Origin of the sequence: Providencia rettgeri, assembly GCF_023205015.1 — a bacterium.
GTDB classification, from domain to species: Bacteria; Pseudomonadota; Gammaproteobacteria; order Enterobacterales; family Enterobacteriaceae; genus Providencia; species Providencia rettgeri_E.
Map to the genome: position 1 here is coordinate 4,032,973 of NZ_CP096258.1, position 18,598 is coordinate 4,051,570.

General features: G+C 39.6%; 11 protein-coding genes and 1 tRNA gene. 8 read left to right on the plus strand and 4 right to left on the minus strand.

The annotated features are described in order from the left end of the window. Nucleotides 1-10: 10 nt before the first annotated feature. The 3 genes from M0M83_RS18435 to M0M83_RS18445 all read left to right on the plus strand — a co-directional run bounded on the left by M0M83_RS18435 (nt 11) and on the right by M0M83_RS18445 (nt 6,072). Entirely contained in the window at nt 11-1,102 is a 1,092-nt protein-coding gene (locus M0M83_RS18435) for a nuclease (RefSeq protein WP_036942752.1), read from the plus strand. Nucleotides 1,103-1,247: 145 nt separating this feature from the next. Then, nucleotides 1,248-2,411, plus strand: coding sequence for a DUF4268 domain-containing protein (locus M0M83_RS18440; RefSeq protein WP_248467154.1), 1,164 nt, complete (start codon nt 1,248-1,250; stop codon nt 2,409-2,411). 1,063 nt (nt 2,412-3,474) lie between these two features. After that, nucleotides 3,475-6,072, plus strand: a complete 2,598-nt coding sequence (locus M0M83_RS18445; RefSeq protein ID WP_248467155.1) for an SIR2 family protein — start codon at nt 3,475-3,477, stop codon at nt 6,070-6,072. 795 nt (nt 6,073-6,867) lie between these two features. On the opposite strand, the gene M0M83_RS18450 is transcribed toward M0M83_RS18445, so the two are convergent. Together M0M83_RS18450 and M0M83_RS18455 are read right to left on the minus strand one after the other, a co-directional pair. Then, entirely contained in the window at nt 6,868-8,115 is a 1,248-nt protein-coding gene (locus M0M83_RS18450; RefSeq protein ID WP_248467156.1) for a tyrosine-type recombinase/integrase, read from the minus strand. Between the two features lie 316 nt (nt 8,116-8,431). Next, a tRNA-Leu gene (locus M0M83_RS18455) sits at nt 8,432-8,516 on the minus strand. A gap of 414 nt (nt 8,517-8,930) precedes the next feature. Between M0M83_RS18455 and ampH the strand changes: the two genes are divergently transcribed. Together ampH and M0M83_RS18465 are read left to right on the plus strand one after the other, a co-directional pair. Next, nucleotides 8,931-10,154, plus strand: a complete 1,224-nt coding sequence (ampH, locus tag M0M83_RS18460; protein WP_125890624.1) for a D-alanyl-D-alanine-carboxypeptidase/endopeptidase AmpH — start codon at nt 8,931-8,933, stop codon at nt 10,152-10,154. A 203-nt stretch (nt 10,155-10,357) separates the two neighbouring features. After that, nucleotides 10,358-10,804, plus strand: coding sequence for a hypothetical protein (locus M0M83_RS18465; RefSeq protein ID WP_213913346.1), 447 nt, complete (start codon nt 10,358-10,360; stop codon nt 10,802-10,804). Between the two features lie 60 nt (nt 10,805-10,864). Here M0M83_RS18465 and lptG read toward each other — a convergent pair whose 3' ends face one another. Beyond that, on the minus strand, nt 10,865-11,941 hold the full coding sequence (gene lptG / locus M0M83_RS18470) for an LPS export ABC transporter permease LptG (protein WP_125890626.1): 1,077 nt from the start codon (nt 11,939-11,941) through the stop codon (nt 10,865-10,867). After that, a complete protein-coding gene (gene lptF, locus M0M83_RS18475; protein ID WP_125890627.1) occupies nt 11,941-13,038 on the minus strand; it encodes an LPS export ABC transporter permease LptF in 1,098 nt (365 codons plus the stop codon). Before lptF ends, lptG begins: the two co-directional genes overlap by 1 nt. 339 nt (nt 13,039-13,377) lie before the next feature. On the opposite strand from lptF, the gene pepA reads away from it, so the two are divergent. From pepA to M0M83_RS18490, 3 genes are all read left to right on the plus strand, one after another. Then, on the plus strand, nt 13,378-14,889 hold the full coding sequence (pepA, locus tag M0M83_RS18480) for a leucyl aminopeptidase (RefSeq protein ID WP_102138169.1): 1,512 nt from the start codon (nt 13,378-13,380) through the stop codon (nt 14,887-14,889). Nucleotides 14,890-15,109: 220 nt separating this feature from the next. Beyond that, nucleotides 15,110-15,559, plus strand: coding sequence for a DNA polymerase III subunit chi (locus M0M83_RS18485; RefSeq protein WP_125890628.1), 450 nt, complete (start codon nt 15,110-15,112; stop codon nt 15,557-15,559). A gap of 37 nt (nt 15,560-15,596) precedes the next feature. Further along, a complete protein-coding gene (locus M0M83_RS18490) occupies nt 15,597-18,467 on the plus strand; it encodes a valine--tRNA ligase (RefSeq protein ID WP_213913416.1) in 2,871 nt (956 codons plus the stop codon). Nucleotides 18,468-18,598 lie beyond the last annotated feature (131 nt).

Below are 18,598 nucleotides of genomic sequence, written 5' to 3' on the forward strand. Positions count from 1 at the left end.
GGAATAGACTATGTCAATCAATCATGCTATCTGGCGTGTGGGTGACAATCCCCAGCCACTCATTACTAGCAAACTTGCCAGCGAACAACTGCTGGAAAAAATGATTTTAAACGACCCAGCTATTCTCTCTGACCAATGGATGATTATTGGACATCAGGAAAATACTCTCGACAAAGGTCGCATCGATCTACTGGCAATTGCTCCAGATGCATCTCTGATCCTAATTGAGCTTAAACGTGACCGTACACCGCGTGAGGTAGTCGCACAAGCACTGGATTATGCATCTTGGGTTGATGACCTCAGTGCTGATCGTCTGTCGCAGATTTACGAAAAATTCTCTAATGGAGGAAACCTGGGTGATGCATTCAAAGAACGTTTCAATGTTGAGCTAGAAGAGGAATCACTTAACCAGTCCCATCAAATTATTATCGTCGCAGCAGAACTCGACCCGTCTACTGAACGTATCGTGGACTATCTAAGCAAAAATGGTATTTCGATCAACGTTCTGTTTTTTAAAGTATTCCAACACGGTGATGAACAATTTCTAAGTCGTGTTTGGCTTATTGACCCAAGCGAAACACAAACCAATGCGGCACTCGCAACCACTGGGTCAAATGCGAATACCAAGGAACCTTGGAACGGTGAGTTTTATGTCTCTTTTGGAGGCCGAATTTGGGAAGAGGCGCGCCGTTACGGATTCATTAGCGCAGGTGGTGGAAGCTGGTATAGTCAGACATTAAAACAACTTCAACCAGGTGATCGTGTGTGGGTAAAAATTCCAGCGACAGGTTATGTTGGTGTTGGCATTGTACAAAGCACCGTTGAACCTGCTAGTAGCTTTACCATCAACACTGATGATGGTGAAAAACTGGCAATGGATGTACTCAAATACAGCGAGCTTTATCAACAGAATGCAAATGACCCTGATAAATCTGAGTATTTTGTTCCTGTAAAGTGGCTAGAAACCCGTGATGAACAAGAGGCAGTTAATGAAGTCGGATTCTTTGGTAATCAAAATACGGTCTGCAAACCCACAACACCGAAATGGCGTCACACAGTCGAAAAATTAAAGCGCTATTTTACAAACTGGGATGCGAAATAGTCATTTCCGATGGTGCTTTTGCGGGATATATAAAATACCAGTACTTGATAGACGTTTTAACTAGACTTTCAGACATTCTAGCCGTCAACTACTTTCAAGCGAAATTACATTACCTAAGACTGAAAATAACTAAAAGAGGCAATTCATGTATAAAGTCGATAAGCAGGAAAATACCTTACACTCTTTACAAGAAATGTCTTTCAGTAGCTTAGGTTTCCGTGAGCGTGAACATCTACAAGAATGGTTAGCTAAAAATCCGCAAGCATTAACTAAAAAAGAAGAAGTTAACGATGAACTGTTAATTATACAAAAAGAATTTGCTGGATTTGATGAAACTAAAGAGCGTCTAGATCTACTTGCATTAGATAAAGATGGTAATTTGGTGATCATTGAAAATAAGCTTGATGACTCAGGGCGAGATGTAGTTTGGCAATCCCTCAAATATGCGGGGTATTGTGCTAATTTACGTCAAGAAAGTATCATTGACATATTTCAGCGCTATCTCAACCAGTATGAACCAAATGAAACGCGCTCAGCATCTGAAATCATTATTGAATTTATTGGCCGTGAAGTTGTACTTAACCGCAAAGGTACACAACGTGTCATCATGGTAGCAGCACACTTTCGCAAAGAAGTGACTAATACCGCATTATGGCTGATGCAATTTAATATTCGTATTCAATGTTTTAAAGTAACCCCTTATTGCTTTGATAACGATGTCTTTATCGATATTCGACAAGTTATCCCAACTCCTGAAGCCGAATCGTTCATGATCGGCATGGCACAAAAAGAAGCAGAAGAACAATCGTCCGGTAATGACCTTCAGCAGCGCCACTACTTACGACGTGAGTTTTGGACTTTGGCATTAGAAGAGTTTCGTCGCAGTCGCTGCGACCTTTTTAATAATCGCTCACCATCAACAGATCATTGGTTAGCGGCGGGATCAGGTCTCAGTGGAGTACCTTATGAGCTGATTTTTTCGCAAAAAGATGCTCGAGTACAACTCAATATTTCTCGAGCAGATGCCCAAGAAAACACATGGTTGTTTGAACATTTACTCGAACAAAAATCACAAATTGAGCATACCTTTGGTCATAAATTAGAATGGAGACCATTACCAGAGCGAAAAAGTTGCCAAATAGTTTTCCTTCAATCTTTTGATGGCATGGATAAAGAACAATGGCCAACCATCATAAATTGGATGATTGAAAATATGTCCAAATTAGAACTTGCTTTAAGACAGCCTCTTGCAGAACTTTCTATTGAGCTTAAACAGAGTGGCCTAATCACAGAGGGTGAAGAAGAGTAAATTTTAAATGAAAAGGTTTTAGACAAATTAGGTTCTATTAATTTTTGGAGTAAAACTGGGGAATTTCACATGCCCCTAGTATAGACTATAATGGTGAAAAGGCAGTATGTTCATCTTTATAAGATTTGTTTGCCCAGTGGAGTAAACACTCGAATAACTTTTGTAACTAAAACGGTTGTACTTACAACACAAGTATTTGATGAATTTAGTTGTGGGGTAATTTTGCATCGTTGATAACGCAATCCTGTGATGTTATTGAGGTAAGAATATCACCTCTAGTCAGGTGGCCAAATTAACTATGCCACTTCAGTAGTACAATTTCTATGACTTTTCGGTCACCCTCTCCAAACTATATTTTATTATCTTGATAATCTAGACGTTCAAAGCCAAAAGTCTTCTGCAATTTTATACATTAAATACTCATAGATTTAATCTTAAACCTGATGGGTGTTCCTTCATTATTTTTCAATTAATACAGTTTGTTACATAAAAACAGAGATTTGGTTCAGAAGGTATATTTAAACAAGTCCCTTCTAAGTATGAGAAAAACGATACCACACCGTAATGCGCTAGAAAAATGAACCTGTCAGAATCAAGATTAGTGTTCAGAAATGAACTAGCCTAGAACTAATTATAATGACTAATTAATGATCTTCTGTAAATAACTCATAAATTAACATATAAAATTCAGCTAAAAATATTAGTTTTTATGGTTTATATATTTAGAAATTATTTAAATAAATACTCAAACCTTAATAATTAAGTAATTAGAACCAGCCAGCATTCAATCCCCTAAATAAAGACTCTCTGGTTTGCTTGATAACAATCAAATTTTCATTTAAATAACCGTCATATCAACTTAAAAAAATCTATTTTCCATTATATTTCATAAGATTTTTATAATCAAATTATTCCATTAAAAAATAAGTTTTAATCAAAATTAAAAACTAAAAAGCAACTTATATTTATTTTTTCATTGAAAAATTGAAGGGCAATCACTTTATTTAGGTAAAAAAAATGCCATAATTTTTATTAATTTAAGCAGAAAATCATAGGAACAAAAATGGATTCAGAAAAAAAGATGAATAATATCCCTGAAGTAAAGTTGTTATTCAAAAAACGAAGTATTAAAGATCTAGCTGACTATATAAGGATTAAATCTGGAACATCTCCCAATTATGCTATATTTCTTGGTGCTGGAGCATCGGTAACCTCCGGAATAAAAACTGGTTTTGAATTAGTTCAAGAATGGCGAAAGGAAATTTTTGATAGACTCAGTCCAAATCCTTACACTGACCCTGATTCAGCGGCAGAATGGTTAGCTGAAAATCATCCTGATTGGTATGATAAAAATAATGAATATTCTTCATTATTTGAAAAAAAATTTGATCTACCTTCACAGCGTAGAAGATTTGTTGAACTTCAAGTAGATAAAAAACTACCTTCTATAGGTTATGCATATTTAGTTGAATCAAAATTTTTTGATACCGTTTTTACAACTAATTTTGATGATTTAATTAATGAAGCTTTCTATCAATTTTCTTCCGATAGACCCTTATTATGCGCACATGATTCATCTATAAAAGGCATTTCTATAGCATCATCTCGACCAAAAATAATAAAATTACATGGAGATTATCTTTTTGATAGTATCAAAAGCTCACTAAAAGAGACTGAATCGCTAGAAAATAATACCAAAGAAAAGTTAGTAGAGTTCTCCAAAGAATATGGATTAATATTTGTAGGCTATGCAGGAAATGATAATTCTATCATTGAGGTATTGAAATATTTATTAAAACAACCTGATTACTTAAAAAACGGGATATATTGGTGTAAAAGAAAAGGAGATAAAATTACACCTGAATTATTTAAACTCTTAAATCAGGAAAAAGTTTATTGGGTTGAAATTGATGGCTTTGATGAGTTAATGGCAGAGCTGGTTCATGAGCTCGGAAGTCAATTATCCCTGGGTGAAACTCTTAAAGCAACGAAAAGAGAAAAAATGATACAAAATTTCATCACAGATAATCATGGTTTAACAAAAAACAAATTTATAAGTAAAGATTTAATAAAATTAAAAAAATACACATACACTCAAGACATATCTTCATTAATAAATGAACTATCTGAAAGTGATAATGATGAGCAAAAAATACCTGAAGAGGATTTCAAAAATTTACTATTCATTGATAACTTGATCAGAGAAAAAAATTTCTCTCTTGCAGAGGAAAAATTAAAAGACTTTATATCTGATAGTAACAATCATAACATAAAGTCAAAATATCTTCAGAGAATAATTAGTTTAAAAATTAACAATGAAGATATAAAGTCTGCTTTAGAATATAGTGATAAACTAATAGAGTTAGACGAATTTAATTTAAACAATGCATTATCCAGAACTAATATACTTCCTAAGTTAACTGAAAAAATACAATACTTAAAAGATTTGAAATTAAAATTCAATTATAGCATCAATGTAAAAAATAATTTATGCAGGATAGCCTTACGATATTTGGAATATAATAAAGAAAGCATTTTTAGCTTTAAGGAGATATATGACCTAATAGAAGAAAGTCTATATCAAGATAATAGCCTTCAAAACTCCGCATGGAGAATAAAATTCGACGCAATTTTAGACGAGTATTCTGATTGTATAGATAAAAAAGAAAGAAGAGAAAAACTATACGCTTTGCTAAATAAAATTAAAGATATAAACCCGACACATGACACATATTTAAATATATTTTCATCTTGTTCTATATTAGAAAAAGAAAAATCAAAAATATTTGATTGCATTAGTCACCTAGAAAATGTATATAATTCTTCATCAAAAAATAAGAAAAAAAACATATTAAAATACTTAACTAAACTTCACTCATGTTTATTGACACTAGATGATGGAGAGAAAGAAAAAACTATTATTAATGAATTTATTAACAAATATTCAGAAGATGAAAACATTTCCAACATCGCTCCATTTAAATTATTTATAGCAAAATATGAAATAGGGCAAAATAAAGATATAGCCAAGGGAATTGAGTTAGCAAAAGAAGCAATCGATAGTCCTTGGAGAAATGAAAACATTCATGAAATTTTATCAATCTTACTAATTGATAAAAATAACATACAAATATCAGAAGAGTTCCTAGACAATATATCTAAAGATATTCCAGAAACATCCTATTTAGAAAGTAAAGTAGAAATATTAAATAGTAAAAATGAATTTAGTAAATCACTTAAGATTTTAGAAAAAATGTTTCATAAACAATATAATTTTAGTCGTTATATTTCTTCAAAAGTTTATACACTATTAATGGATGAAAACTATAACGAAGTCATTACTATTGTTAATGAAAACTTAGATAAGTTAAGAGATTACCAAGAAAAAGACATCCTTATAATTAACAGGGAATTAGCAAAATCAAAAATAGGAATAGACATATCGAAACATGAACTACATTCTATTATTTCTCACAACCAATCTAAAGGTGATGTAGCTATGTGTGCATTCTTCATTCTAGGAGACGAATTGAATGGTAACAGACAGCTTAAAAATGCTATAGAAAAGGATTATATGAATTATTTTAATTTTTTAAAATGGCCTGCAATACCTAAGAAATTTTTATCGATATATAGTAGTCAAGATAGTAAAGTAGCTTAACCTTGTATGGGTATTTTGGTAACTGCTAAAATATCCTTACAACCACATTATTTCACTACATCTATTCATGGGTTTAAACTAGAATTGTTTTAATTAATATATAAAAATAATCTTATAACCGCTTAATCATCAAAATATTCATAAAAGGAGCCATCATAATTTCTGATATTAATTCATAAAATTTAAGCAAAGAACTAATAATAAAGAAATCATCACTCCTCTAGATAAAGGTAGCGAAGCACAGTTCCTTATTTATTAATCATATCTGAAATAGAATCAACAAAATTTCCTTATCTTAGCCCCTTAGATAAACAAGCTTTTTGACTGCTTAAGGTTAAATATTAATACTGAAATGCATAGCGTAATTGACAAAAAATCTAAGGAAAAATTCACATTTGGCCTCCTTGGTTTGAATGAAAGATTCCATATAGAAAATCATATTTATATTTCGACAAATACAATGTAACTAGTTGAGATGAATTTATTTTTCTTTAATCTTACAAAATCACTCTATCGAATAATATGTAATTATTGCGCTTAATACTGACATATAATCTGAATACATCTCAAAGATATTATTACGGCTAACTGTAAGAGCGACTTCAAGCTCAAAGTAGACTGTTAGATTTTTAATTATTGACCTTAGTCAAAATATAGTTTGGCCTACTACAACTATATTCTAAAAAAGCTATCTGTATATGGTTGTATAAAATACAACCATATACGTAACCTTCCAATTATTGCTAATATGCTATCGGCAACTTTTATAATTTAACTATGCAGTTAAGTCCAACATCACTTCCCAAACCCAAACGCCCCTACATGCCCTTCCCTATTCACATCCAAATAATCCGCCCACCATTGCACCATCAGCCGCCTTTCCTCAATATGCTCCGCCTTATGAATATAAGCAGCTCTCACTGAGTTGCGCTCTTGGTGACTCATTTGCCTTTCTACTGCATCCTTCGACCACAAACCTGACTCAATCAACGAACTACAGGCCATTGTTCTGAAACCATGACCACACACTTCTGTCTTAGTGTCATAGCCCATCACTCGTAATGCGTTGTTTACCGTATTTTCACTCATTGGTTTTCTAGGGTTATGATCGCCGATAAAGATCAGGTCGTGATTACCGCTGAATTGATAGATCTGTTTTAAGATCTCAATGGCTTGTCGGCTTAAAGGCACTAAATGGGTAGTACGCATTTTTGATCCGCGATGTGAGTGTTTAACCCCTTCTATCGCCTCACGCTCAGCAGGGAGCGTCCACATGGCATTTTCAAAATCGATTTCATCCCAACGAGCAAAGCGCAATTCACTAGAACGAATGAAGACTAACAAAGTAAGTTTAACTGCAAGTTTAGTTAAAGGTCTTCCTTTATAATCGTCAATACGTTGTAAGAACTCAGGTAGGCGCTTAAGCTCTAATGCTGCTCTATGGACGCGTTTGCCTGTGGCGACTGCGCCAGCCATATCCTGCGCTGAGTTATAGTCAATTAAACCACTTTGTACTGCGTAACGCATAATGGCTGTTACACGTTGTTGTAAACGTGCCGCCACTTCAAGACGTCCAGACATCTCTACGGCTTTAATCGGTTCGAGTAGATCGCGAGTTTTTAGTTCAGCAATATTACGTTTACCAATAGCAGCAAAAATATTGTCCTCAAGACTTTTGAGGACTCTATGGCTATGCCCTTCCGACCACTTCTTATTGGTTGCATGCCAATCACGAGCAACTTTCTCAAAGGTATTGAATTCCTTTTGCTGCTCTTCCTTTAATTCTTTCTTGAGCTCACGAGGATCGATACCTAAAGCAACTTGCTTTCTGGCAGCGTCCCTTCTTTCTCTTGCATCTGCTAAGGAAATTTCAGGGTATACACCAAAGGCCATTAAATGTTGTTTGCCGCCAAAGCGAAAACGGAAGCGCCAATATTTAGAGCCATTGGGGTGAATATAAAGAAACAAGCCATCACTGTCTGTCAGTGTATAAGCTTTCTCTTCAGGTTTAGCTGCACGAACTTTTGTATCGGTTAATGCCATATTCTTTGTCCTCTTCACCCCAGAGTGAGTATATAAACAAGATATCTCAGATTACTGTTGATGATTTCGAGTTACACAAACAACTAAGTGTCTACGCCACAGGCTGCGCCTGCATTGTTTTAACATCGGTAATTCGAGATATAATGAGTATACAAATATTATCGAAGCGAAGATATACTCAGATGTATACTCACACGGAGGTTGATGTGGGTTGAGTTAAGTTGACATGCATTGACTGAAAACGCGGGGGAGGCCTTGCAAACACTGGATTTTAGATACAAAAAAAGACGTCGCTTGACGTCTCTTGATGTTCTTATGGTGCCGAAGGCCGGACTCGAACCGGCACACCCGAAGGCGGTTGATTTTGAATCAACTGCGTCTACCAATTCCGCCACTCCGGCACGAAGTGATGTGTTTCTTGGAAAACGCTGCCATTATACTTGCCTTGTGTCTACTGGCAACACTTATTCGTGAAGTTACAGTTTGTTCGATTAAAAAAAAAGCATATTCCCTAGATTTAATAAAATCATTGGGAAAGCTTCTTTTGTTTATATCTCGATTAATGAGTATGTTAACTTCTCCCAAATTATTTTTCTTATCGCGAGGCTCTGTGACTGGCGGCAGGTCATTATTTTTGTTAGTTTATCTGCAATCTAATGTCAATATTTAAGGTTTAATCATGGGTTTTGTTGGGTGGATAGCAACAGGTATCTTTATTGGCATCTTAATTGGTGTCGTAATGAAGATTTTCGCTAAGAAAAAATAATATTGGCTGAAAGGCTATTTGCAAACAATCATATCGGCTGGCTTCCAACATGAAGAAATCATTTCTAAAAGTTCTGTCTGTATCTGCATTATCTTTAGTGTTAATGGCATGTTCAAGTAAGACAGAAAAAGCACCAAAATTTCTGCAAAGTAATGATGTTGAATCCTCAGACTGGCAGGTTTTTGAGGGAGATAGAAGGACTTACGAGCGTGTCGCTAAGATTGTCGACTTATATGCTAATCGCATTTTTAATGAAAGCAATGCACGGGGCATGGCTATCATTGTTATTGATAATAATCAGGCGTTATCGCGCTATTATGGTGAAACCGCACCGGGTAATGGTAAAAAACCGGGCCCTAATTCATTAATTCGTATTGCATCAATTACCAAATTAATGACAAGCGAAATATTAATTAAGCTCGAGCAAGATAAGAAACTGTTAATTACTGATCCGTTGCAACAATATGCCTACCACGGTGTTACTGTTCCTGATAATGCCAGTGGGCAACCTATTCGCTTATACCATTTAGCAAGCCATACCAGTGGGTTACCTCGCGAACAACCCGGTGGGAAATGGGGGCGCCCTGTTTTTATTTGGCCAACTCAAGATAACCGCTGGACATGGCTAAAAACAGGCAAATTAGATGCAACACCGGGGACAGAAGCGTCCTACTCCAACCTTGCATATGATTTACTCGCTGATGCGATGGTTAAAGCATCTGGGCACTCCTATCCGCAGTTATTTAGCCATTATGTGACGTCTCCGGCTAAGATGACAAATACCACTTACACGCCAAATAATGCTCAATGTGCCCGTTTAATGGAAGGAACGAAACCCAGCCCTTGCCATAACACACTCGCAGCAGCAGGCAGTGGTGGTGTGTATTCTACCCCTGCAGATATGCAAAAATGGATGCAACAATTTTTATCGACAGACAGTAACTTAAGAAAAGTCACAGCAGCCCGTGAACAAGGTATCTATTTCCCACGTGAAAAGCTTTTAGAAATTAAAGGGATGGATGTTGCAGGCCATGCTGATGGACTCGGCCTTGGGTGGGTGTATATGAAACCTAAAAATGGCACTCCGGGAATTTACCAGAAAACCGGTGGTGGTGGCGGGTTTAATACCTATATGGCAATGATCCCACAGCAAAATATTGGGGTATTTGTAGTAATGACCCGCAAAGATAACAGTAAATTCAGTAAATTAACGATTGGCGTTAACGAACTAGTAGCCTCATTGTCTACTAACCACGCTTATGGGAAACATTGAAGGAGTACCGCCGAAGCATTACAAACAATGGCGAGTTACACCCCGACCTTAAAACGTGGATTTACCCGTATTATCACGTTAATTGCGACAACAGCCTGAGATATTCAGGCTGTTTTTAATAAATTTACTATCCATTTTTAAAATCAATTATCTAATCTTCTCGGTAATCTTTTAGCTACTTTATCCACAACTGCAAAGCTAAAATGAGAACTAAAAATTACGCGACATCACCCAGTAGCCATCCCACTCTGGCCCATAAAACAAGTCAATCCGAATTGACGAGTATCCTCAATAACATTAAAAACCACAAAGTTAAATATTCCCAACACATCGAAGAGAAACCAATTAGCCCTCTATTTCCTTGTAAGTATTTAGGCGATTTTGAAATGCAGGCTATTCGAGCTTATCGGCAAGAAGAGAGGCGAATTTATCGTGAAAAATGTCAGAAAGCGTTTAGATTCAAAGCCCATAGTAGTCTGTGTGGGGGAATGTTTTCCCTTGCTCAACAACTGGCTAATCGCAGTGGCGAAAATATTTTAGCAATTATTGATAACCCAGCAAATACATCTATCGTCAGGAAAAAGTTATTCCAACCACAAACTGGGTTATTAACCTATATCAGCGCTCTAGGTTACGCACTGTTTGGCTAATAATAAAAAACGGTAGACTGTTCAAGTTACTACCGTTTTTTATTTTTCATTGGCCTGCCATTATTTTCGTTTGACTAGTAAAACAATACTCACAATCAAAAACAGCAAACTCGGTAAAACAGCGGCAATGATAGGGGGGACCGAATAAACCAAACTCCAGTTACCAAACCCTTGGTTAAGAACGTAAAACAAGAACCCACCCACAATACCTGAAATAACCCGCACTCCCATCGGTACGGTTCGCAGTGGCCCAAAAATAAATGAGACGGCCATTAGCATCATGACGGCAGCGGATAATGGCGCTAATATTTTTTTCCACATACTGAGTTCATAAACCGCAGCGACTTGACCACTCTCTTTTAAATACGAGACATATTGATACAAGCCCCGAATGGATAACGAGTCAGCATTCAGTGAAACTATACCCAGTTTTTCTGGGGTCAGATTGGTTTTCCAATCTACAGTGAGTCGCTGTGAACCTGTGATTTTTTTCTCACTACTTAAAATTGACTCATCCACTTGAGATAAAACCCAAAGTTGATTTGTTGCGTCATACTCACCGTTTGCGGCAAACATGACTGACTTCAACTTACGTTGATCATCAAAGCGGTAAACCGAAACATCTTGAATCGAGGTCGCATTATTAATCCGCTGAATATGGATAAAATCATTAGCATCTTTTGCCCACATCCCCTCATCGGTCACCACTAATGAGTTACCCACAATTTTTTCTGCGCGGTAGTTTCTTGCCCACTGCTCACCCGCCGGCGCAATCCACTCACCGATAAACATAGCGACAATGACCAATGGAACTGCCGTTTTCATCACTGATAATGCAATTTGTAATCGGGTAAAGCCGGAAGCTTGCATGACCACTAGCTCACTACGTGAAGCCAGTGCACCTAGCCCCATGAGTGCGCCCAACAATGCCGCCATTGGGAAGAAAATATCAATATCTTTTGGGACAGTTAATAAGGTGAATACACCTGCGCTCAATGCCGTATAGTCGCCATCGCCTACTTTGCGAAGCTGCTCGACAAATTTAATGATCCCTGCCAGTGAAACGAGCAGAAATAGCGTCACTAAAATCGAATTTAAGATGGTTCGACCGATATACCTATCTAAAACACCAAACATCAGGCAACCCCTTTACTCAATTTAAGACGCATACGGCGCACTGGGACGGTATTCCACGCATTTAAAACGATCGCCAATATCAAATACCCCACATTCACCGCCCACATGGTATACCTTGGGTCGAGGTCGCCTTTATCGGCACTATTACGCAATGTGCTCTGTAATAGAAAGAAAATAAGGTACAGCAGCATTGCAGGAAGCATACTCAACACCCGCCCCTGACGTGGGTTAACCTCGCTTAACGGCACAACCATCAAAGCCATGACAACAACAGAGAAAACAATCGTTAAACGCCAATGGAACTCTGCGTTCACTTCAGGTGTATTTTCAGACCACAGCTGCAACATATTTTTTTGCTCGACTCGGTCACTACGCGTTTCTGCCGTTTGGTGATCAACAATGGCTTGGTAATTAACAAAGTCAGTTATGCGAAAATCGCGCAGTAGCGCTGTTCCTTCATAACGAGTTCCTTCATTTAGAACAACGACTTGACGGCCATCTGGGTCTTCTTTCATATAGCCGCTATCCGCAACTACAACAGAAGGCCGTTGTTCATTTGCAGCACGTAGTTGAGCAAGAAATACGTTTCTAAAGTTATTCCCTTTTACATCACCGATGTACAGCACATAGTTGCCATCTTTAGTGGTTTTAAATTGCCCTTCTACCATGGCCGCTAGCCCTGGGTTCGCTTTCGCATCCGCCAATACTTGCTCTTGATATTGAGACGACCATGGCAGCATCCACGTAATGTTAGCAACCGCGACCATCGCGGTAATCACGGCAAGGACCAATGCGGCTTTCACTAAAACACTTTTGCCTAAACCGCAGGCGTGCATTACCGTGATTTCACTTTCAGTATAAAGTTTACTGTAGGTCATCAAAAGCCCAAGGAATAGGCTTAAAGGTAAGATAAGCTGCGCCATTTCAGGCACACCTAACCCCAGCAAAGGAAGTACTAAGTTTGAGGGAATATTGCCCTGAACCGCTGCGCCAAGAATATCTATCGACTTCTGACTAAAAAAGATTAGCATCAATACAAAAAGTATGGCTAACTGACTTTTCAGGGTTTCCCGTACCAAATATCTAATAATGATCACGCTTATTACGCCTGTGAAAACTTGTCTTTTGGGAAGAAAATGGCTAAGTTCGTTCGATGTCTGCCATTTACTAACATATACTCTAGTTTATTGTATGGCTACAATGATATAAAAGCATTCTCTGTACTGATAGAAATATCAGAACATGCTTAATATTCGAGAAACCAGATATACCCGCCATACTTCATGGTGTATTGCGATTAACAGCATACAACGTGAGCTATTTCGCGTATAGATGGTTAGTTTAACATAAAGAGTTCATTCTCTATGAGGTAGATCATGCGAAACGCTAATTTTAGCGGGAGCATCGGCCTTTGTCTTTAAGATTCAGGAGAACGCATGGAGTTTAGTGTAAAAAGTGGTAGCCCGGAAAAACAACGCAGTGCGTGTATTGTTGTCGGAGTCTTTGAACCACGCCGTCTGTCCCCAATTGCTGAACAGCTGGACAAAATAAGTGACGGATATATCAGCGCCCTGCTGCGCCGCGGCGAACTTGAGGGTAAAGTGGGGCAATCCCTGCTACTCCATCATGTACCCAACGTTCTGTCTGAACGCATTCTACTTATCGGTTGTGGTAAAGAACGCGAATTAGATGAGCGCCAATTTAAACAAATTATTCAGAAAACAATCAGTACGTTAAATGAAACGGGCTCAATGGAAGCCGTCTGTTTCTTAACTGAATTACATGTCAAAGGCCGCAATAACTACTGGAAAGTTCGTCAAGCTGTCGAAACAGCGAAAGAATCGCTGTATGTGTTTGATCAACTGAAAAGTAATAAAACAGAACATCGCCGCCCATTGCGTAAACTGGTATTCAATGTACCAACACGCCGTGAATTAACCAGTGGTGAGCGGGCTATTTCTCACGGGTTAGCTATTGCATCCGGGGTGAAAGCAGCGAAAGACTTAAGTAACATGCCGCCAAACATCTGTAATGCAGGTTATTTAGCGTCCCAAGCACGTCAATTAGCCGATATTTCAGATAGCAAACTCACCACTCGAGTGATTGGTGAAGAGCAAATGAAAGAGTTAGGAATGAACGCCTATCTCGCGGTGGGTCAAGGTTCACAAAATGAATCGCTAATGTCCATCATGGAATATAAAGGCAGTTCAGACCCTGAAAGTAAGCCAATCGTTTTACTTGGTAAAGGTCTAACCTTTGACTCTGGCGGTATTTCAATCAAGCCATCCGAAGGCATGGATGAAATGAAGTACGATATGTGTGGTGCCGCAAGTGTGTATGGCGTCATGCGCTTTATCACTGAGTTGCAACTGCCAATCAACGTGATTGGGGTATTAGCTGGCTGTGAAAACATGCCAGGCGGCCGCGCTTATCGTCCGGGTGACATCCTAACGACGATGTCAGGGCAAACCGTTGAAGTCCTCAATACCGATGCCGAAGGCCGTTTAGTTCTGTGTGATGCTCTCACCTATATTGAGCGTTTTGAGCCTGAGCTGGTTATCGATATTGCGACCTTAACCGGGGCTTGCGTGATTGCATTAGGTAGCCACTATACTGGTTTGATGTCAAACCATAACCCACTGGCTCACGAACTGTTAAATGCATCTGAGCAAGCGGGCGACCGCGCATGGCGTCTACCATTAGCGGATGAATATTTTGACCAAATCACACCGAATTTTGCGGATTTAGCCAATACGGGTGGGCGTCCAGCAGGGGCTATCACTGCAGGTTGCTTCCTGTCTCGTTTTGCCACGAAATATAACTGGGCACACCTTGATATCGCAGGGACTGCTTGGCGTTCTGGCGCAGCGAAAGGGGCAACTGGTCGCCCTGTTTCCATGCTCGCACAGTTCTTATTGAACCGTGCTGGCCTTAATGGTGATGATTAATCCCATTTAGTGATTTAGCGGTATATCACTCGTAAAAATATCCCGATGAGCAATAGCGATTCGGGATATTATTTTTGGTTTTTTGATACGCCAAGAAAGCCATTTTGAGCCAGCTATAAAAAAGGTTATAATTCAGCATAGAAATAATCTGGCTTTCAGTCACCAAAAGAACATAACCAACAACCCTGCAAACTGAAGTATGACGGGTATAGACGGGCATATGAAAAAAGGTACATTTTACCAGCTACAGCAGCCCTCACCACAAGCGGAATATGAAGCCCATGAATGGCTTGCTTGTGAGCTTGCGGCTCAGCTATGGCGCAGTGGAAAGCGCGTTTTGATTGCTTGCGAAACACAGCAACAAGCTGAAAAGATTGATGAAGCCCTGTGGCAACGCGATCCGCACCAGTTTGTCCCGCACAATTTGGCGGGTGAAGGGCCACGTTATGGTGCACCGATCGAAATTTGCTGGCCAGCTAAACGGGGAAATACTCCTCGTGATATTCTGATTAATTTACAAAATCAATTCGCAGATTTTGCCACGGCTTTCCATGAAGTGGTAGACTTCGTACCTATTGATGAAACTTTAAAACAGTTGGCGCGTGAACGGTATAAAACTTACCGTAGCGTCGGCTTCAATTTGACTATGGCGGCGCCGCCAACTTACTGAATATAAAAAGATAATGGAAAAGAAACCAGATAGCCCAATGAATGAGCCTTCGCTCGATAAAACGTATAACCCCGCTGAAATTGAGCAGTCTCTGTATGCTCACTGGGAGAAAAGCGGTTATTTTAAACCTAATGGGGATACCACCCAAGACAGCTTCTGCGTCGTCATTCCCCCCCCGAATGTCACCGGCAGCCTGCATATGGGGCACGCCTTCCAGCAAACTATCATGGACACCATGATCCGCTACCAACGTATGCAAGGTAAAAATACCTTATGGCAAACGGGAACAGACCATGCGGGTATCGCAACTCAGATGGTTGTAGAGCGTAAAATCGCAGCAGAAGAAGGTAAAAACCGTCACGACTACGGCCGCGACGCGTTCATTGATAAAATCTGGGAATGGAAAGCAGAATCTGGCGGTACCATTTCACAACAAATGCGTCGTTTAGGCGACTCAGTTGATTGGGAACGCGAACGCTTCACCATGGATGAAGGCTTATCTAAAGCGGTTAAAGAAGCATTCGTTCGCCTTTACAAAGAAAATCTAATTTATCGTGGCAAACGCCTCGTTAACTGGGATCCAAAACTGCACACGGCAATTTCTGACTTAGAAGTTGAAAACCGTGAAGTTAAAGGGTCTATGTGGCACCTGCGTTATCCACTGGCTGACGGCGCAAAAACCGCTGAAGGCAAAGACTATTTAGTGGTCGCGACCACCCGTCCTGAAACCATGTTAGGGGACACCGGTGTTGCCGTTAACCCAGAAGATCCACGCTATAAAGATTTAATTGGCAAAGAAATTATTCTGCCAATTATCAATCGCCGTATTCCAATTGTGGGTGACGAACACGCCGACATGGAAAAAGGCACCGGTTGTGTGAAAATCACCCCTGCTCATGACTTTAATGACTACGAAGTCGGTAAACGCCATCAGTTAACCATGATTAACATGATGGACTTAGACGGTAACGTCCGTAATGAAGCAGAAATTTTTGATACTAACGGTAACCCATCGACTGCATATAGCAGTGAAATCCCAGAAGCTTACCGTGGTATGGAACGTTTTGCTGCACGTAAAGCTATCGTGGCAGAATTCGAACAACTCGGCCTGCTGGTTGAAGTTAAACCGCATGACTTAACTGTGCCTTACGGTGACCGTGGCGGCGTAGTTATTGAGCCAATGCTGACTGACCAATGGTATGTACGTACCGAACCATTAGCGCGTGATGCGATCAAAGCCGTAGAAGACGGCCGTATTCAGTTCGTTCCACGTCAATATGAAAACATGTATTTCTCTTGGATGCGTGATATTCAAGACTGGTGTATTTCTCGCCAACTATGGTGGGGTCATCGCATCCCTGCATGGTATGACGAAAAAGGTAACGTTTATGTGGGCCGCGATGAAGACGAAGTTCGTCGTGAAAACAACTTAAGTGCAGATGTTGCGCTGCGCCAAGATGATGACGTACTGGATACGTGGTTCTCTTCTGGCCTGTGGACATTCTCTACTTTAGGCTGGCCAGAAAATACCGATGCACTGAAAACTTTCCATCCAACGGATGTATTAGTCAGTGGCTTCGATATTATTTTCTTCTGGATCGCCCGTATGATCATGATGACCATGCATTTCATCAAAGATGAAAACGGCGAGCCACAAGTGCCATTTAAAACCGTCTACATGACAGGCCTGATCCGTGATGAAGAAGGCCAAAAAATGTCGAAATCCAAAGGGAACGTTATCGATCCACTGGATATGATTGACGGTATTTCTCTGGAAGACTTACTCGAAAAACGTACTGGCAACATGATGCAGCCACAACTGGCTGAGAAAATCGCTAAACGTACCCGTAAAGAGTATCCAGAAGGAATTGAAGCCCACGGTACTGACGCCCTGCGCTTTACTTTAGCAGCACTCGCATCAACAGGCCGTGATATCAACTGGGATATGAAACGTCTGTCAGGCTACCGTAACTTCTGTAATAAGTTATGGAACGCAAGCCGCTTTGTATTAATGAATACCGAAGGACAAGATTGCGGCCAAAACGGTGGCGAAATGAGCTTCTCATTGGCTGACCGCTGGATCATGGCGCAATTTAATCAGACCGTGAAAACTTACCGTGAAGCGTTAGATACTCACCGTTATGATATCGCAGCAGGTATTTTATATGATTTCACATGGAATGAATTCTGTGACTGGTACTTAGAGCTATCTAAGCCCGCGGTTCATAAAGGTAACGAAGCGCAAGTCCGTGCAGCACGTTTCACGCTGATTGAAGTGCTAGAAGGTTTACTGCGTCTCGCTCACCCAATCATTCCATTTATCACTGAAACCATCTGGCAGCGAGTGAAAGTGGTTAAAGGCATTGATGCCGATACCATTATGTTGCAAGCGTTCCCTGAGTTCGATATGGCTAAAGTGGATGAACTTGCGCTGAGCGACCTTGAGTGGATCAAAGAGGCCATTATTGCCGTTCGTAATATTCGTGCGGAAATGAATATTTCTCCGGGTAAACCACTGGATGTGATGCTGCGTGGTGCTTCTGCTGATGCGAAACGTCGTATCGAAGAAAACCAAAGCTTTATCAAGTCGATGGCGCGTTTAGAAAGCATCCGCGTGCTGGCTGAAGGCGAAGAAGCGCCGGTTTCTGTCACCAAACTGGTTGGCGGTGCTGAGCTGCTGATCCCAATGGCAGGCTTAGTGGATAAAGATGCGGAACTGGCTCGTTTAGATAAAGAGCTGGAAAAAGTGGTTAAAGAGATTGAAACCATTGAAAGCAAGCTCGCTAACGAAGGTTTTGTGAGCCGTGCGCCTGCTGCCGTTGTTGAAAAAGAGCGTGAACGCTTAACTGCCAATATTGAAGCAAAAGCGAAAATTGAAGCACAAAAAGTGACCATCGCCTCTTTATAATTATTCATTAGCTAATCATTTTTAAGCCCTTATCGATTCGTTGATAAGGGCTTTTTATTCGAGTATCATCAAACGACTGCGTTCGCAGTTCTCAGATTGAAGTTCCCTTCTGGTTCTCTCTACACTGAGTT